The 14,796-nt window shown below is 29.2% G+C and carries 17 protein-coding genes and 1 riboswitch; all 17 genes read left to right on the top strand.

What is annotated here, in order from left to right:
* Positions 1 to 195 precede the first annotated feature (195 nt).
* The 17 genes from ACU68Y_RS02095 (at position 196) to ACU68Y_RS02015 (ending at position 14,796) form a co-directional block, all read left to right on the top strand.
* Entirely contained in the window at positions 196 to 1,314 is a 1,119-nt protein-coding gene (locus ACU68Y_RS02095; RefSeq protein WP_012290687.1) for a YcjF family protein, read from the top strand.
* Entirely contained in the window at positions 1,307 to 1,522 is a 216-nt protein-coding gene (locus ACU68Y_RS02090) for a hypothetical protein (RefSeq protein WP_002837906.1), read from the top strand. The genes ACU68Y_RS02095 and ACU68Y_RS02090 overlap by 8 nt, the downstream gene beginning before the upstream one ends.
* A 27-nt stretch (positions 1,523 to 1,549) precedes the next feature.
* A riboswitch (THF riboswitch) is annotated at positions 1,550 to 1,638 on the top strand.
* 101 nt (positions 1,639 to 1,739) lie between these two features.
* A complete protein-coding gene (folE, locus tag ACU68Y_RS02085; protein ID WP_446755907.1) occupies positions 1,740 to 2,294 on the top strand; it encodes a GTP cyclohydrolase I FolE in 555 nt (184 codons plus the stop codon).
* Complete coding sequence (locus ACU68Y_RS02080; RefSeq protein WP_154274281.1) at positions 2,294 to 2,773, top strand: HD domain-containing protein; 480 nt, start codon at positions 2,294 to 2,296, stop codon at positions 2,771 to 2,773. Before folE ends, ACU68Y_RS02080 begins: the two co-directional genes overlap by 1 nt.
* Before the next feature lie 11 nt (positions 2,774 to 2,784).
* Positions 2,785 to 3,600: a dihydropteroate synthase gene (folP, locus tag ACU68Y_RS02075; RefSeq protein WP_316449417.1), complete on the top strand. Its 816-nt coding sequence runs from the start codon at positions 2,785 to 2,787 to the stop codon at positions 3,598 to 3,600.
* Positions 3,600 to 4,418, top strand: coding sequence for a 2-amino-4-hydroxy-6-hydroxymethyldihydropteridine diphosphokinase (gene folK, locus ACU68Y_RS02070; RefSeq protein WP_316449416.1), 819 nt, complete (start codon positions 3,600 to 3,602; stop codon positions 4,416 to 4,418). Before folP ends, folK begins: the two co-directional genes overlap by 1 nt.
* A gap of 191 nt (positions 4,419 to 4,609) precedes the next feature.
* Complete coding sequence (locus tag ACU68Y_RS02065; protein ID WP_060790509.1) at positions 4,610 to 6,076, top strand: carbon starvation CstA family protein; 1,467 nt, start codon at positions 4,610 to 4,612, stop codon at positions 6,074 to 6,076.
* Between the two features lie 121 nt (positions 6,077 to 6,197).
* Positions 6,198 to 6,845: a redox-sensing transcriptional repressor Rex gene (locus ACU68Y_RS02060; protein ID WP_002837881.1), complete on the top strand. Its 648-nt coding sequence runs from the start codon at positions 6,198 to 6,200 to the stop codon at positions 6,843 to 6,845.
* Between the two features lie 100 nt (positions 6,846 to 6,945).
* Positions 6,946 to 7,491 (top strand): hemerythrin domain-containing protein, encoded by a 546-nt coding sequence (locus ACU68Y_RS02055; RefSeq protein ID WP_060790510.1) that lies wholly within the window; start codon positions 6,946 to 6,948, stop codon positions 7,489 to 7,491.
* Positions 7,492 to 7,602: 111 nt separating this feature from the next.
* Positions 7,603 to 8,757, top strand: a complete 1,155-nt coding sequence (locus ACU68Y_RS02050) for a glycosyltransferase family 4 protein (RefSeq protein ID WP_060790511.1) — start codon at positions 7,603 to 7,605, stop codon at positions 8,755 to 8,757.
* Positions 8,738 to 9,361, top strand: coding sequence for a TVP38/TMEM64 family protein (locus ACU68Y_RS02045; RefSeq protein ID WP_002839116.1), 624 nt, complete (start codon positions 8,738 to 8,740; stop codon positions 9,359 to 9,361). The genes ACU68Y_RS02050 and ACU68Y_RS02045 overlap by 20 nt, the downstream gene beginning before the upstream one ends.
* A gap of 6 nt (positions 9,362 to 9,367) precedes the next feature.
* The gene (locus ACU68Y_RS02040; RefSeq protein WP_002837904.1) at positions 9,368 to 10,366 is read left to right on the top strand and encodes a glycosyltransferase; all 999 of its coding nucleotides are present in this window, start codon (positions 9,368 to 9,370) and stop codon (positions 10,364 to 10,366) included.
* A 127-nt stretch (positions 10,367 to 10,493) separates the two neighbouring features.
* Positions 10,494 to 10,820, top strand: coding sequence for a septation regulator SpoVG (spoVG, locus tag ACU68Y_RS02035; RefSeq protein ID WP_002837910.1), 327 nt, complete (start codon positions 10,494 to 10,496; stop codon positions 10,818 to 10,820).
* A gap of 127 nt (positions 10,821 to 10,947) precedes the next feature.
* Positions 10,948 to 11,958, top strand: coding sequence for an aspartate--ammonia ligase (asnA, locus tag ACU68Y_RS02030; RefSeq protein ID WP_316516507.1), 1,011 nt, complete (start codon positions 10,948 to 10,950; stop codon positions 11,956 to 11,958).
* 108 nt (positions 11,959 to 12,066) lie between these two features.
* Positions 12,067 to 13,401, top strand: a complete 1,335-nt coding sequence (locus tag ACU68Y_RS02025; protein ID WP_446755289.1) for a TrkH family potassium uptake protein — start codon at positions 12,067 to 12,069, stop codon at positions 13,399 to 13,401.
* An 8-nt stretch (positions 13,402 to 13,409) separates the two neighbouring features.
* Positions 13,410 to 14,087 carry a potassium channel family protein gene (locus ACU68Y_RS02020; protein WP_002837876.1) on the top strand — a complete coding sequence of 226 codons (678 nt, stop codon included), beginning with the start codon at positions 13,410 to 13,412 and terminating at the stop codon, positions 14,085 to 14,087.
* Positions 14,065 to 14,796: a TrmH family RNA methyltransferase gene (locus ACU68Y_RS02015; protein ID WP_094225687.1), complete on the top strand. Its 732-nt coding sequence runs from the start codon at positions 14,065 to 14,067 to the stop codon at positions 14,794 to 14,796. Before ACU68Y_RS02020 ends, ACU68Y_RS02015 begins: the two co-directional genes overlap by 23 nt.

Below are 14,796 nucleotides of genomic sequence, written 5' to 3'. Positions count from 1 at the left end.
CTATGGTAATATGGTTATAGCTCATAGTTAATCGCTCCTTTTAATATGTTTTGTTTGGTCACTTACATATTAACACAGCTGATTAGCTATGAGTTATTTTATGTTGCACTTGTTATGATAAATTATCTATGAAAAAAATTAAAGATGTTAGTTGAAAATGAATATCGGGTATATATTAATTAAGTTGGTGAGAAAATGAATAATTACGATTTAATAAACGAAGTGCTTGGTAAAACAAGTGAAGAAATAAAAAAAATGACTCCAATTAATATTCTTTTGGTAGGAAAAACCGGAGTTGGTAAATCAACACTAATTAATGGAATGTTTAGAGATAATTTAGCAGAAACTGGAATAGGGAAGCCTGTCACTAAATATTTACAAAAAATTACAAAAGAAAATATTCCTATTAATTTATATGACACCCAAGGGCTTGAACTTAATGCACAAAATCAAAGAGAAGTACTCGCTGAAATTACAACTCTTTTAAATGACTTAGAACATAATGGAGCAAAAGATAAAATTCATTTAATATATTATTGTATCAACTCGAATGGAGCTAGGATAGAAGATTCTGAAATAGCTTTGATTAATTCTTTAAAACAATTTGCACCAGTAATCATAGTATTGACACAATCATTAGGCGAAAATTCTGAAAAGTTAAAAGAATATATCGAAAATCTCGATTTAAATGTAGCTGATATTATAGAAATACTTGCGAAACCATACCGAATTAATGATATGGTTGTTGAAGAAAAAGGGTTAAAAGAGCTGATGACTAAAAGTTTTGATCTTTTGGATGAGGAAATTAAAAATTCTTTTATTAATGCCCAACATGTCGACATTGACTTAAAAGTTAAAACGGCAAGACGTTGGGCAAAAAGATATATAAAAACAGCTTTTGGTATTGGATTTGTTCCTATACCATTTTCGGATGCATCATTATTAGTGCCTATGCAAATTGGAATGATAGCTCACATTAACTCTATATTTGGAATATCTATGGATAAGCAAAGAGTAGCTTCAATTATTGCGGCGATAGGAGGAACTGGAGGAGCAACTTTTGCAGGAAGATTTATAGTTACCAATGCATTAAAATTTATTCCGGGAATAGGAAGCATTGCTGGGGGATTGATTTCTGCCGCAACAGCATCAATAATGACAACTGCATTGGCTATGAGTTATATTGAAGTTTTGAATTATATTGCAAAAAGAGAAAAGCTTGGAATAAATATGGATTTTTCTGAAATTGAAAAATTAATGCAAAAAACTTATACAGAATATTTGAAGAATAGGAAGAAAAAAGAAGATGAATGATTTAACAAAAAAAGATTTTATTGAAAAGTACAAAGATGGGAATTATGATTTTGCAGTTCAAAATACTTGTAGAGCTGTAGAATATGCAAAACTTGAAGATTGCTTTAACGTAGCTGAAAGGAACAGGGAGCCATCGGATATAATAATTTATGAAGATGATGATATGATTGATTATTTTCATTATGATGGGCTAAAATATCAAGATTAAAAAACACAAGTGTGGTATAATATTTTTAACAGAGTAGGGTTGATGCGTTTAGTGTAATGGGATAGGGAGTTGCCCATTAACGAAATCATTGCGATATCAATGCCGCTTCCGCTGATAATATGAATTAGTGGGAGCATTATCTTTTAAATATAGGATAATGCTTTTTTTGTGGAGCACTCTCGAGTGCTCTTATATTTTTTATATGAAAGGGATTTAAATGGAAAAAGAAAAAATAGAACAAGCAGTATCGATGATAATAGAAGCAATTGGTGAGGATCCAAACAGAGAAGGGTTGTTGGAAACACCTCAAAGAGTTGCTAGAATGTATGAAGAAATTTTCAGTGGGTTAAACCAAGATGCAAAAACACATTTGTCAAAATCATTTGAAATAGTTGATGACAATATGGTAATTGAAAAGGATATTCCTTTTTATTCTATGTGTGAACATCATTTACTACCATTTTGGGGGAAAGTTAATATTGCATACATTCCTAACAAAAGAGTTGCAGGTTTGTCAAAATTAGCTAGAACAGTTGATGTGTATTCAAAAAAACCGCAATTACAGGAAAGATTGAATATTGAAATAGCTGATGCTTTAATGGAATATTTAAACTGCAAAGGATGTTTAGTAACTATAGAAGCAGAGCACATGTGCATGAATATGAGAGGAGTAAAAAAACCTGGAACTTCTACAATGACTTCAGTAGCAAGAGGAGCTTTTGAAGAAGATTTGGATTTAAAGAATGAAGCATATAGATTAATGGGATTATAATGAAAAACACAGATATAGTCCTTAATCACAAAATATTTAACGAAAAAATAAATAAAATTGAAAATGATGAGAAAACTCGTGTGTTTTGTAAACACGACTTTTCTCATCTTATGGATGTTGCTAGAATCTGCTATATTATTAATTTAGAAGAAAATTTGAATATCGACAAAGATTTAATATATGTTACAGCGCTTCTACATGATTTGGGAAGAGCTGATGAAGTGGATACAGGGATCAATCACAGCATATTATCTCAAGAAATTGCAAAAGAAATTTTGAAAGATTTAAATTTTGACGATATCTCTAAACAAAGAATAATAAATGCAATTAAAAATCATAGAACTAAAGAAAAAAATGACGATAGATTTATAGAAATTTTTTACAAAGCAGACAAGCTGTCTAGGATGTGTTTTCGATGTCCTGCTAGAAGTATTTGCAATTGGTCAGAAGAGAAGAAAAATAAAACGGTTATTTATTGAGAGGATACAAAATGTTAATTAGAAACAAAGAGTTTGATTTTAAAAACGACGCGTATATCATGGGAATTTTGAATGTCACCCCAGATTCTTTTTCAGATGGAGGGAAATGGAATGATGTAGATAGAGCTGTTAAACACGTTGAGGAAATGATAAAAGATGGAGCTAGCATAATAGATATTGGTGCTGAATCAACAAGACCGGGTTACACTCCATTATCAACAGAAGAAGAACTTGAAAGAGTTATTCCTATTATCAGAAAAATAAGAGAAAATTTCGATGTTCCAATTTCCTTGGACACTTATAAAGCTGATACTTTAAGAGAAGTTGTTAAAGAAGGTGCTGATATTTTAAATGATATATGGGGATTGAAATCTGATCCTAAAATGGCACAAACTGCTAAAGAACTAGATATACCAGTAATATTAATGCACAATAAAGACAACAATCATTATAATGATTTAATGAAAGACTTGAATAGAGAAACATTAGAGTCAGTAGAATTGGCAAAAAAAGCAGGAATTAGAGAAGATTTAATCATATTGGATCCAGGAGTAGGCTTTGCACTAGATTATGAAAAAGATTTATCGGTTGTGAATAGGATTAAAGAATTTGTCGATTTGGGATATCCAGTTTTACTAGGTACAAGTAGAAAAAGATTTATAGGAAAAGCTATGGGAATTGATGTAGCAACTGATAGGGATTTTGGAACAGCAATAACTACAGCCATTGGAGTAATGAATGGTTGCTCGATATTTAGAGTTCATAATGTAAAACAAAACTATGATGCAATGAGAATGGCTTTGGCTATAAAAAGAGAAGGAAAGTAATGGATTATCTTTTAGTTAAAGATTTAGAAATATACGCTAATCATGGAGTATTTCAATCTGAAAAAGAATTGGGCCAAAAATTTTTGGTGACATTAAGAATGGGATACAATATGAAAAAAGGCGCAACATCAAATAATTTGGAAGATTCTATACATTATGGAATTTTGAGCAAAGAAGTTTACGACTATTTTCGATCTGAATCTATAGATTTAATCGAAACTGTAGCTTACAAATTAGTTGAGTTTATATTTGAAAAATATAAAATTGTACAAGAACTTTCTGTAGAAATAAAAAAACCATGGGCTCCTATTAATTTGCCACTGGATACAGTTAAAGTGACAGTTAATAGGAAAAAAAGAAGATATTTCTTAGGGATTGGATCTAATATTGGAGACAAACAAGAATACGTTAATTCTGCTATTGATAGATTGAAAAACACAAATAGTATTGAAGTGAAAAACGTGTCTGAAATGTATATTACAAAAGCTTGGGGAAAAACTGATCAGGAAGATTTTCTAAATTGTGCTTTAGAAATAGAATCATATGAAGAACCTGAAGATTTGCTTAAGATAACTCAAAAAATCGAACAGGATTTAGGCAGAGAAAGACACGAAAAATGGGGACCAAGAACTATAGATATCGACATTTTATTTTGTGATGGAGAAATAATATATACTGATGATTTGAAAATTCCTCATCCTTATGTTCAAGATAGAAAATTTGTGTTGGAACCTTTGAATGATTTTGCTGAATTTTTTATACATCCTGTTTTTCACAAAACCTTGAAGCAATTGTTAGATGAATTAGAAAGCAAATAGAAAATTTTTTAAAAACAACGATTTTTAAGTCGTTGTTTTTTATTTAAAAATACAATAAATGAAAACTTGAAATTATCACTTGAATCAAATAAGAAAAAATGGTGATGAGTAAGTTTCAATTAAAATTTTTCTTTGAATTTTAATAGACTTTATATTATAATATCATAGTAATTTTTTAATTAGGGGGAAATATGATTTTATTTATAGTCGGTATATTAATTTTATTTGTCGGCGGTTATTTTTATGGAAAATACTGCGAAAAAGTATTCCAACCAGACGATAGAATAACACCTGCTATATCAATGGCTGATGGTGTAGACTTTGTCGAAATGAAAAAATGGAAGAATCAACTCATTGAACTTCTAAATATCGCAGGAACTGGACCTATTTTAGGACCGATTCAAGGTATTTTATTTGGGCCTATAGCGTTTCTAACTATTCCAATTGGATGTGTTTTAGCGGGAGCAACTCACGATTATTTCATAGGAATGATGTCTATGAGAAATGAAGGTGCTCAAGTTCCAAAAATGATAAGAAAGTATATGGGAAAAACTACTAATAAAGTTTATAATATTATTATTTGGATATTAATGCTTTTAGTTGGTGTAGTGTTTATTTATACTCCAGGAGATTTAATTGTTAATGACATTCTACATATGGATGTCGACGGTGGAATAATTTGGGTTGTATATGGAATTATTTTGATTTATTATCTATTAGCTACACTTTTTCCGATTGATAAGATAATAGGAAGAGTTTATCCTATTTTTGGTGCTATTTTAATAGTCAGTGCTATTGGTGTATTAGGCGGCGTTTTCCTAGATGGCGGAGCTAATTTGCACAATATTACTGAAGGGGTTTTATTAAGTAAGCATCCTTTGGGTCAAAGTTTTATTCCGGTATTTTTTATCACAGTTGCTTGTGGAATTCTTTCTGGATTTCACGGATCACAAATTACACTTATTTCTAGAACTGTAAAAAATGAACATGAAGGAAGATCAACATTCTACAATATGATGATTGCAGAAGGACTTATAGCTATGTGTTGGGCTTCAGGTGCTATGGTACTTTTCAATAGAGGTACAGCACTGGATACTAACGCTACTTTAATGGTTGGTATAATTTCTAAAACTTTTATGGGCAAAATTGGTGGCTTGTTTGCAATTATAGGAGTAATTGTATTACCAATTACAAGTGGAGATACTGCATTTAGATCGCTTCGTTTAATGATAGGTGAACAATTCAATATAAGTCAAAAATCCGTTAAAAATAGAATTTTGTTAAGCTTACTCATTTATGTTTTTGCTATCGCGATTCTTTATTTTGCCAAGACAAATGGAAATGGATTTAACTTATTATGGAGATACTTCGGTTTTACTAATCAATTGGTAGCTGTATTTGCTTTAATGTTGATTACAGTATATTTATATATCAATAAGAAAAATTACTTTATAACAATGATACCAGGAATGTTTTATGCATTTATAGTTTCAAGTTATATTGCGCATGCTGATTTGGGATTATCACTTGATAAGAGATTAGGAATGGATGGATACTTAGCAAGTTATATTGTAGGTTTCATATTCGTAGTTTTATTTACAGTATTTGTTATTAAAAAAGGTAAAATTGGACAAACTAAATCAGAATTAATAGGATAATTTTAAAAATCAAGCAGCTAAGTCTGCTTGATTTTTTGATATTCAAATTAATTTCAGAATTATTGAAATTAAAATATCTTTTTGATATAATTATATTAATAACAATGAATGGAGTGATAATATGGCAAGGGCAAGAGTATCATTAGCTGTTGTTAAGAGACTTCCAAAATACTATAGGTATTTAGGAATGATCGAGCAAAAGGGAATAATAAGAGTATCAAGTCAAGAATTGAGTAGCATAACAGGATTAACTGCTTCTCAAATCAGACAAGATTTAAACCATTTTGGTGGTTTTGGTCAACAAGGATACGGATACAATGTCGAAGAATTAAAATCAGAAATAGAAAAAATTATGGGAATTAACAAGTCTTATCGAGCAATAATTTTAGGTTGCGGAAATATAGGTAAAGCCATAATGAATTACAAAGGGTTTAAATCTTCAGGATTTAATATTGTTGATGTATTTGATCACGGTAAGAAAGTGGGATCTAAAATTTCGGATTACGAAATAAGAGATATCGATAAACTTGAAGAGTATCTTAAAGAGGAAAAACCGGAAATCGCTGTTATTGCCCTACCAACAGAAATAGCTCAAGAAATTTGCGATAAGCTAGTAGAAGGTGGAATAAAAGGAATTTGGAATTTTGCATCATTAGATTTAAAATTACCAAAAAATGTTGTATTGGAAAATGTACATCTCGATGAAAGTTTGTATACACTGACATACTACATGAACAATTTAGCAGATTATCCAGGTACTAAAAATTAATTAAATTCGGCGTTTTAAAGCGCCGTTTTTTTATTGTAACTAATGTTACTACATTTTTAGTGTTTTTATATTATAATTATAATGTAAGAGGAGTGATAGTATGGATAGTATATTAGTTTTAGAAAAAGAACACGAAAATATAAGTAAAATAATTGATTTAATGAAAGAAAAGTCTATTGAGTTTATTAATAGCAAAAATATAAATGTTGATTTTGTAAAATCATTGATATTTATTTTGAAAGAATATGCGGATAAATTTCACCATAGAAAAGAAGAAGAAATACTTTTCAAAAAAATGCAAGAAGATTTGGGAAGAATCGGCCAAGTTATGATTTTAAACGGTATGCTAGTTGAACACGAGATAGCTAGGGGACTAATTTTTGATTTGGGCCAAAGTATTAAAGCTTATGAAAATGATAAATCTGATGAAAATTTTGTTGAAGTTATTGGAAATTTGATGGGCTATAGAAGACATTTACAAAAGCATATCGAAAAAGAAAACACAGTTATATATCCTTATGGAAAGAAGAATTTATCTAAAGAAAGATTAAAAGAAGTTGAAGATGAAACTATAAAATTTTTAGAAGAAAATAAAGAACTACACGATGATTTAATGAAGAAAATAGAAGAATTATTTAATATGTAAGCTATAAGAGGAATTAGTTATTAATTCCTTTTTTATTTATAGAAAATGTAATAATATTGTAACAAATAGATGCATTTCATTTATGTTATAATCTTATGTGGAAGGTGTTTTATGAAGATATTAATAACTACAGATACATACAGACCAACTATAAATGGAGTGGTAACTTCTATTGAATCATTAAAAAAAGCTTTAAATAGATTGGGACATGATGTTAGAATTTTAACTTTTTCAGATAGTTTTAATTCTAAAAAAGAAAAAGACATTTATTATATGGGTTCTTTAGGAGCTGGGAAATTTTATCCTGATGCTAGAATGAATAAATTATTTTACAATAGATTTTATGAAGATATAATGGAGTGGAAACCAGATATTGTCCATTCACAGACAGAATTTACTATGTTTATTCAAGCGAGAAGAATAGCTAAAGACCTTGATATTCCACTTTTGCATACTTACCACACTGTTTACGAAGATTATACACATTATTTCTCTTTAAATAAGAAAATTGGTAAAGAACTTGCCAAACAGTTCACAAAACAAATAATTAGATTTACTGACGGTGTGATAGTTCCGACTAAGAAAATATATAATTTATTGAAAGACTATAATATTCACGAAGAAATATATGTAGTTCCAACAGGTATTAATGTTCAAAAATTATCTGAGTGCGATGATTTTGATATAAGAAGTGGTTATAAGATTCCAAAAGATAAGCATATAATTCTATTTCTAGGGAGAATTGGTAAAGAAAAAAATATAACTGAAATTCTTAATTATCTTGAAAACATTGAAAGAGATGATATAGTATTTATTATTGCGGGCGCTGGACCATTTTTAACAGAGTTAAAAGAGATTGGCTTGAACTCGAAGATAAAAAATAGAATAATATTTACTGGAATGATTGATTCATCAAAAGTAGGAAACTTCTATTCACAAGCAGATGTATTCGTATCAGCTTCTACATCGGAAACACAAGGCTTGACTTTTATTGAGGCTATGGCCTGCTCAACGCCAATTATCTGCAGACATGATGATTGCCTGGAAGGTGTGTTAATTGACGGCAAAACAGGATTTGGTTACGATACTGAAGAAGAGTTTATAGAGTATTTGAATAGAATTTTGGATAATGAAGAGTTAAGATGCGAAATGGGACGAAACTGTAAGCGATTAGTAGATGAAAATTATACTGAAGATTCTTTCGCTAATAAGATAGAAAAGATATATAAAAAGGTAATTGAAGAATATGCAAAATCTATTCAATAGGATAATCGAATCTGACAATAGAAAATTTCAAATTATTATTCATGTTTTAAATGTTATAGGAATACTTATAAGTATTGGTGTTATGATCTACGCATGGAGAACAGGAATATTAAAAGATATCGATAAATTTCAGGACTTTATGAACAGGTTTGGAAAATCTGCTGCTTTGATATTTATTTTGTTTCAAATTATGCAAGTAATTATACCAATTATTCCCGGCGGAATCACCTGCTTGGGTGGAGTAATATTATTTGGACCATGGATGGGATTTGTATACAATTACGTTAGTATTTGTATAGGATCAATCATCGTGTTTTTTATTGGTAGAAAATACGGTACTCCTTTGATTATAGCAATTTTTGGAGAAAAAGCTTATAACAAATACATAAAAATTCTTACAAAAAAGAATAGATTTGATAATGTATTTGCAGCATTAATATTTTTTCCAATAGCCCCGGATGATATGTTATGTTACATTGCTGGAACAACAAAAATAAAATTTAAAAAATATTTCTGGATAATTATATTAGGAAAGCCTATGTCAATAGCGCTTTATTCACTGGGACTGGAAGTATTATTCAAGAAACTGATATTAAGGATTTAAATATAGATGAAAATTTTAATATATAAAGGTGATTATGATTTAGTAAAGCAAAGTGGTGTTGGTCAAGCTATCGAACACCAGGAAAAAGCTCTGAAACTAAATAATATTGACTACACAACTGACGAAAATGAAGATTACGATATTGTTCACATAAATACTATAATGCCTAAATCTAAAATTTTTGGACGAAAAGCAAAGAAACAAGGCAAGAAAGTTATTTATTATGGACATTCCACTATGGAGGATTTTAGAAATTCTTTTCGCGGAGCAAACTTATTAAGTGGACTTTTTAAAAAATGGATTATAAGTTGCTATAACATTGGAGATATTATTATAACTCCATCATTATATTCTAAAAATATACTCGAAGGGTATGGGATTAATAAAAAAATATACAATCTATCAAATGGTATTGATTTAGATAAATTCAAGGGTGATGAAAATAGCAGAAAGAGATTTCGCGATAAGTATAACTTAAAAGATGATGATAAAGTTATAATTTCTGTGGGTCATTTGATGAAGAGAAAAGGACTTGACGATTTTATAGAAGTTGCAAGAGAACTTCCAGAATATAAATTTATTTGGTTCGGGCACACTAATGCTAAACTCCAAACTACTCACATTAAAAAAGCAATAAAAAACAGACCAGATAATGTAATTATGGCTGGATATGTTGACCAAAAAGAATTGGTAGATTGTTATCATGGAAGTGATTTGTTCCTATTTATGACAAGAGAAGAAACTGAAGGAATTGTACTATTAGAGGCTTTTGCATCTAAAATAAAAGTTTTGGTCAGAGACATAAAAATTTATGAAGATATGTTTACCGATGGTAAAGAAGTGATTAAAGCAAAGACCAATGAAGAGTTTAAAAATGAAATTATTAATATAATTAATGGCAAAAATTCTACTGTTGAAGAAGCATATAAATATGTTAAAGAACGAAGTGTTGAGAGAATCGGTGAAAAGTTGAAAAATATTTATTTAAAATTGGAAAATGAATAATAAGTAATGACAACTTAATCTCACAAAAATATATTATATATAAATGTTTTGCTTAATATTTACACTTATTTACAAAATACTTATTTAGCGATATAATTATATAAATAATATACAAGGTGGTGAGGTTATGCAAATTACAGATGTTAGAATTAAATTATTAAATATTGATAACAGACTAAAGGCAATCGCTTCTGTTACTTTTGATGATGAGATAGTGATTCATGACATTAAGGTGATTGAGGGAGAAGAAGGTTTATTTTTAGCTATGCCTAGCAGAAAAGTTGGAAACGATAGATATCGCGACATAGCTCATCCTATTAGTTCTCCAGCAAGAGAAAAAATTGAAACAGCAGTTATCAATAAATACAATGAAGAATTCGAAAAACAATCTTCCGTTGAGACTGAACCAGTGACTGAAGAAAATATGGAAACTGCAGAAAACGAGAATGAATAATTCAAAAAGCATCTTTTTAAGGTGCTTTTTTTAGTTCATGTAATTCTTTTCACAAAAATTATTTTACATATTGGACAGGTTTGATATAATAATAAAATATGATTAATTTTTTAATAAGGAGAGAATTATGGAATTACAAATACCTAAAGGATACAAGTCCTCTTTGGATTTATTAGAAACACAAAAAGCAATTAAAATAATTAAAGATTTTTTTCAATATAGGTTAGCCGAAACTTTAAATTTGACAAGAGTATCTGCACCGTTATTTGTTAGAGCTAATACTGGGATCAACGATAATTTAAATGGAGTTGAAAAGCCTGTTGGCTTTGAATTTTTGGAAGATGGTACTATGAGTAGATTAGAAATAGTACAGTCATTAGCTAAATGGAAGAGAATAGCTTTGAAAAACTACAATATTCCTGTAGGAGAAGGAATTTATACTGATATGAACGCTATCAGACCTTCTGAATTATGTGATAATACTCATTCATTATATGTAGACCAATGGGACTGGGAAAAAGTAATTTCAAATGAAGATAGAAATTTAGAATTTTTGAAGGAAACTGTAAGAAATATATATAAATGTTTCTTAGATACACAAACAATGCTAATTAATTCATACGATGATTATGAAAAAATACTTAAAGATGAAATTACTTTTATAACTACTGAAGAATTAGAAGAGATGTATCCTGATAATACCCCTGAAGAAAGAGAAAATTTGATTACTAAAAAATATGGATCTGTGTTTTTGATTGGAATTGGAGATGCATTAAAATCAGGTAAATCTCATTCTGATAGATCTCCAGACTACGATGATTGGAGTCTAAACGGAGATATTTTAGTTTATAATCCCGTTTTAGATAATTGTCTTGAATTGAGTTCTATGGGAATTAGAGTTGACAAAGACAGACTAGTTTATCAATTAGATAAAAAACAAAACAATGATAGGAAAAATTTAGAATATCATAGAATGTTGCTTAACGATGAATTACCTCAATCAATTGGAGGAGGAATAGGTCAATCGAGAATTTGTATGTTCTTTTTACAAAAAGCACATATAGGTGAAGTTCAATCCTCTATCTGGCCAAAGGAAATGTTAGTAGAGTGTAATAAATTAGGAATTAAATTATTATAATTTCATTTAATCATAGAGTTATTTATTTGAATAAAATAAGTAACTCTTTTTTGTTGAATGTTTAAAAATTCGTTTTACTTTTAAATTTTTTTGTAGTATGATTTGTTTATGAAACATTTAAAAAAATATTTAGAAGATAATCCGCCTTTGGTTTTGATTCTAAGTTTCCTTTTTTTGATTATAATAGGATCTTTACTATTGTCACTTCCTATTAGTCAAAATACAGCAAGAGTTCCATATATTGATTGTTTTTTTACAGCGACATCAGCAGTATGCGTAACAGGTCTTGTTACAGTTGCAACTTACAGTGCATGGAGCGTTTTAGGAAAAATAATTATAATAATATTAATCCAAATGGGCGGACTTGGATTTATGACATTTGCAACATTAATTGCTCTTGTCATGGGTAGAAGAATCACTTTAAAAGATAGATTAATTATCAAAGAACAAACAAATAGTATTGACATGCAAGGAATGGTAAAACTAATAAAATATATACTGATTTCTACTTTTTCGATTGAAACAATTGGTGCTTTTTTGTTAATGACAAAATTTGTTCCAATATATGGTTTTAAAGGAGTATTTTATAGTTTTTTTCATTCGATTTCAGCTTTCTGTAATGCTGGATTTGATATTTTGGGGCCAAATTCATTAATTGATATTAATACTAATATATTTGTTTTATTGATAATTGGACTTTTGATCGTGATAGGTGGTATTGGATTTAACGTAATACTTGATGTATTACATAATAACTTTAAATTTAAAAAATATTCTTTGCATTCAAAAATTGTACTTACAACAACTATTTTGATGTTATCTATTACTTCGATTTTAATTTTTGCTATGGAGTTTTCAAACCCGGGAACAATTGGGAATTTGGGATTTATCGATAAAATTTCTAATTCGATTTTCCAAGCAATTACATTGAGGACAGCAGGCTTTGCATCAATTAATCAATCGAAATTGCTAGACAGTTCAAGCGTGTTATCTATTTTGAATATGTTTATAGGAGGATCCCCAGCAGGTACTGCAGGTGGTATCAAAACTACAACTTTTGCATTATTGATTATTGTAGCTTTGAGCGAAATTAAAGGTCAAGAAGATGTTGAAGTTTTTAATCGAAGAATTAGATTTTCTCAAGTTAAAAAAGCTTTAGCAATAATAACTTTGTCAATGGCTTGGGTAATTTTTGTAACATTTGCAATTTTAGTTATAGACAAAGCAAAATACTTGGATGTAGTGTTCGAAGTAGTAAGTGCTTTTGGTACAGTAGGATTAACTAGAAGCTTAACTCCAGGAATCAATAGTATTTCTAAGATTTTAATAATTTCAACGATGTATATTGGAAGAGTTGGATCTTTAACAATACTTTATGCTTTATCCAATACAAAAAACAAAAAAGCTTATAAAGAAGCTCACGAAAATATTATAATAGGTTAGGTTTAATTATGAAACAATTTGTAGTTGTTGGCTGTGGTAGATTCGGCAGAGCATGTGCTATCGAACTATCCAATACAGGCCACGAAGTTTTATTAATAGATAATAATGAAGATACTGTTGATGAAATGAGTAGAATAGTTACTCATGCAGTGTATATTGAACATTTAACAGAAAATTCATTGAGTTCTGTCGGTGTTGGAAATTTTGATGTGGCTATAGTTGCTATTTCTTCGAACTTTGAAGCATCAATTTTGTCAACAGTAGTTTGTAAAAAACTGGGTGTTAAAAAGGTAATAACTAAAGCAAAAGATACGTTACACGGTAATATTTTGCTAAAAGTTGGTGCAGACAGGACAATTATTCCAGAAAATGATTCGGCCGTTAGACTGGCAAAAAGTTTGATTAGTGATCAAATTTTTGATTATATTGAATTTACTGATGATTATTCTATTGCGGAGATTACTCCTAAAAAAGAATGGATTGGAAAGAATTTTATCGATATAGGAATAAGAAGCAAGTATGGAATTAACGTTGTTGCAGTTAAGAACAATGGGGAAATGAATATTAACCCTTCACCAAATTATACAGTTAAGTTTGAAGACTATTTGATAGTAATAGGATCAAATGAGGATTTGGATAAGATTACTGAAACAGGCGATAAAGATGATAACCTCTACTTCAAATAAAATATATAAACATGTAAAATCACTTTATAAGAAGAAATATAGACAAAAATACAATGAATTTGTCATAGAAGGCTACAAGCTTTATCAAGAAGCAATTAAATCAAATATAAATATCAAACAAGTCATAATAAGAGAAGGTGAAAATTTTCTTGATGAATGTGTCTATTTTGATTCAAAAACTTTCAACAGTCTCAGTGAAATGAATAATCCCGAAGGAATAATTTGTGTGGTTAGTTTTATTGAGCAAAAAGATGTAAAGTCAGATCAAATTCTTTTTTTAGAAAATATCAATGATCCAGGAAATCTGGGGACTATAATCAGAAGTGCTGAAGCTTTTGGTTACAATAAAATTGTTCTATCTAATAATAGTTGTGATATTTATAATTCGAAAACTATTAGAAGTGCTATGGGAAGCTTATTTAGAATGAATATTTCTTATGAAAATATAAATGTGCTTGAGAAGTATAAATCAAATGGGTTTAAAATATACGAGACATCTTTGGAGAAAAATTCCAGAAGTATTTTGGAAATTAAAAACAAAGAAAAGCACGTTCTAATAATTGGAAATGAAGCAAATGGAATTAGCGATGAAATAAAAAAATACGCTGATGAGTTTTTGATAATTCCTATGGATAATGTAACAGAATCATTAAATGCTTCTATAGCTGCTAGTTTGAGTATGTTTTATTTATCCAAATTGACAAATTAG

This window comes from Finegoldia sp. P1-F-LS, from assembly GCF_052932205.1.
The sequence above is the reverse complement of the archived record's forward strand: the minus strand, read 5'-3'. Positions and strand labels throughout refer to the sequence as shown.

Bases quoted from the DNA above. Each gene is read 5' to 3' on its own strand.
- ACU68Y_RS02095 (WP_012290687.1), top strand. From the start codon at position 196: ATGAATAATTACGATTTAATAAACGAAGTGCTTGGTAAAACAAGTGAA.
- ACU68Y_RS02090 (WP_002837906.1), top strand. From the start codon at position 1,307: ATGAATGATTTAACAAAAAAAGATTTTATTGAAAAGTACAAAGATGGG.
- folE (WP_446755907.1), top strand. From the start codon at position 1,740: ATGGAAAAAGAAAAAATAGAACAAGCAGTATCGATGATAATAGAAGCA.
- ACU68Y_RS02080 (WP_154274281.1), top strand. From the start codon at position 2,294: ATGAAAAACACAGATATAGTCCTTAATCACAAAATATTTAACGAAAAA.
- folP (WP_316449417.1), top strand. From the start codon at position 2,785: ATGTTAATTAGAAACAAAGAGTTTGATTTTAAAAACGACGCGTATATC.
- folK (WP_316449416.1), top strand. From the start codon at position 3,600: ATGGATTATCTTTTAGTTAAAGATTTAGAAATATACGCTAATCATGGA.
- ACU68Y_RS02065 (WP_060790509.1), top strand. From the start codon at position 4,610: ATGATTTTATTTATAGTCGGTATATTAATTTTATTTGTCGGCGGTTAT.
- ACU68Y_RS02060 (WP_002837881.1), top strand. From the start codon at position 6,198: ATGGCAAGGGCAAGAGTATCATTAGCTGTTGTTAAGAGACTTCCAAAA.
- ACU68Y_RS02055 (WP_060790510.1), top strand. From the start codon at position 6,946: ATGGATAGTATATTAGTTTTAGAAAAAGAACACGAAAATATAAGTAAA.
- ACU68Y_RS02050 (WP_060790511.1), top strand. From the start codon at position 7,603: ATGAAGATATTAATAACTACAGATACATACAGACCAACTATAAATGGA.
- ACU68Y_RS02045 (WP_002839116.1), top strand. From the start codon at position 8,738: ATGCAAAATCTATTCAATAGGATAATCGAATCTGACAATAGAAAATTT.
- ACU68Y_RS02040 (WP_002837904.1), top strand. From the start codon at position 9,368: ATGAAAATTTTAATATATAAAGGTGATTATGATTTAGTAAAGCAAAGT.
- spoVG (WP_002837910.1), top strand. From the start codon at position 10,494: ATGCAAATTACAGATGTTAGAATTAAATTATTAAATATTGATAACAGA.
- asnA (WP_316516507.1), top strand. From the start codon at position 10,948: ATGGAATTACAAATACCTAAAGGATACAAGTCCTCTTTGGATTTATTA.
- ACU68Y_RS02025 (WP_446755289.1), top strand. From the start codon at position 12,067: ATGAAACATTTAAAAAAATATTTAGAAGATAATCCGCCTTTGGTTTTG.
- ACU68Y_RS02020 (WP_002837876.1), top strand. From the start codon at position 13,410: ATGAAACAATTTGTAGTTGTTGGCTGTGGTAGATTCGGCAGAGCATGT.
- ACU68Y_RS02015 (WP_094225687.1), top strand. From the start codon at position 14,065: ATGATAACCTCTACTTCAAATAAAATATATAAACATGTAAAATCACTT.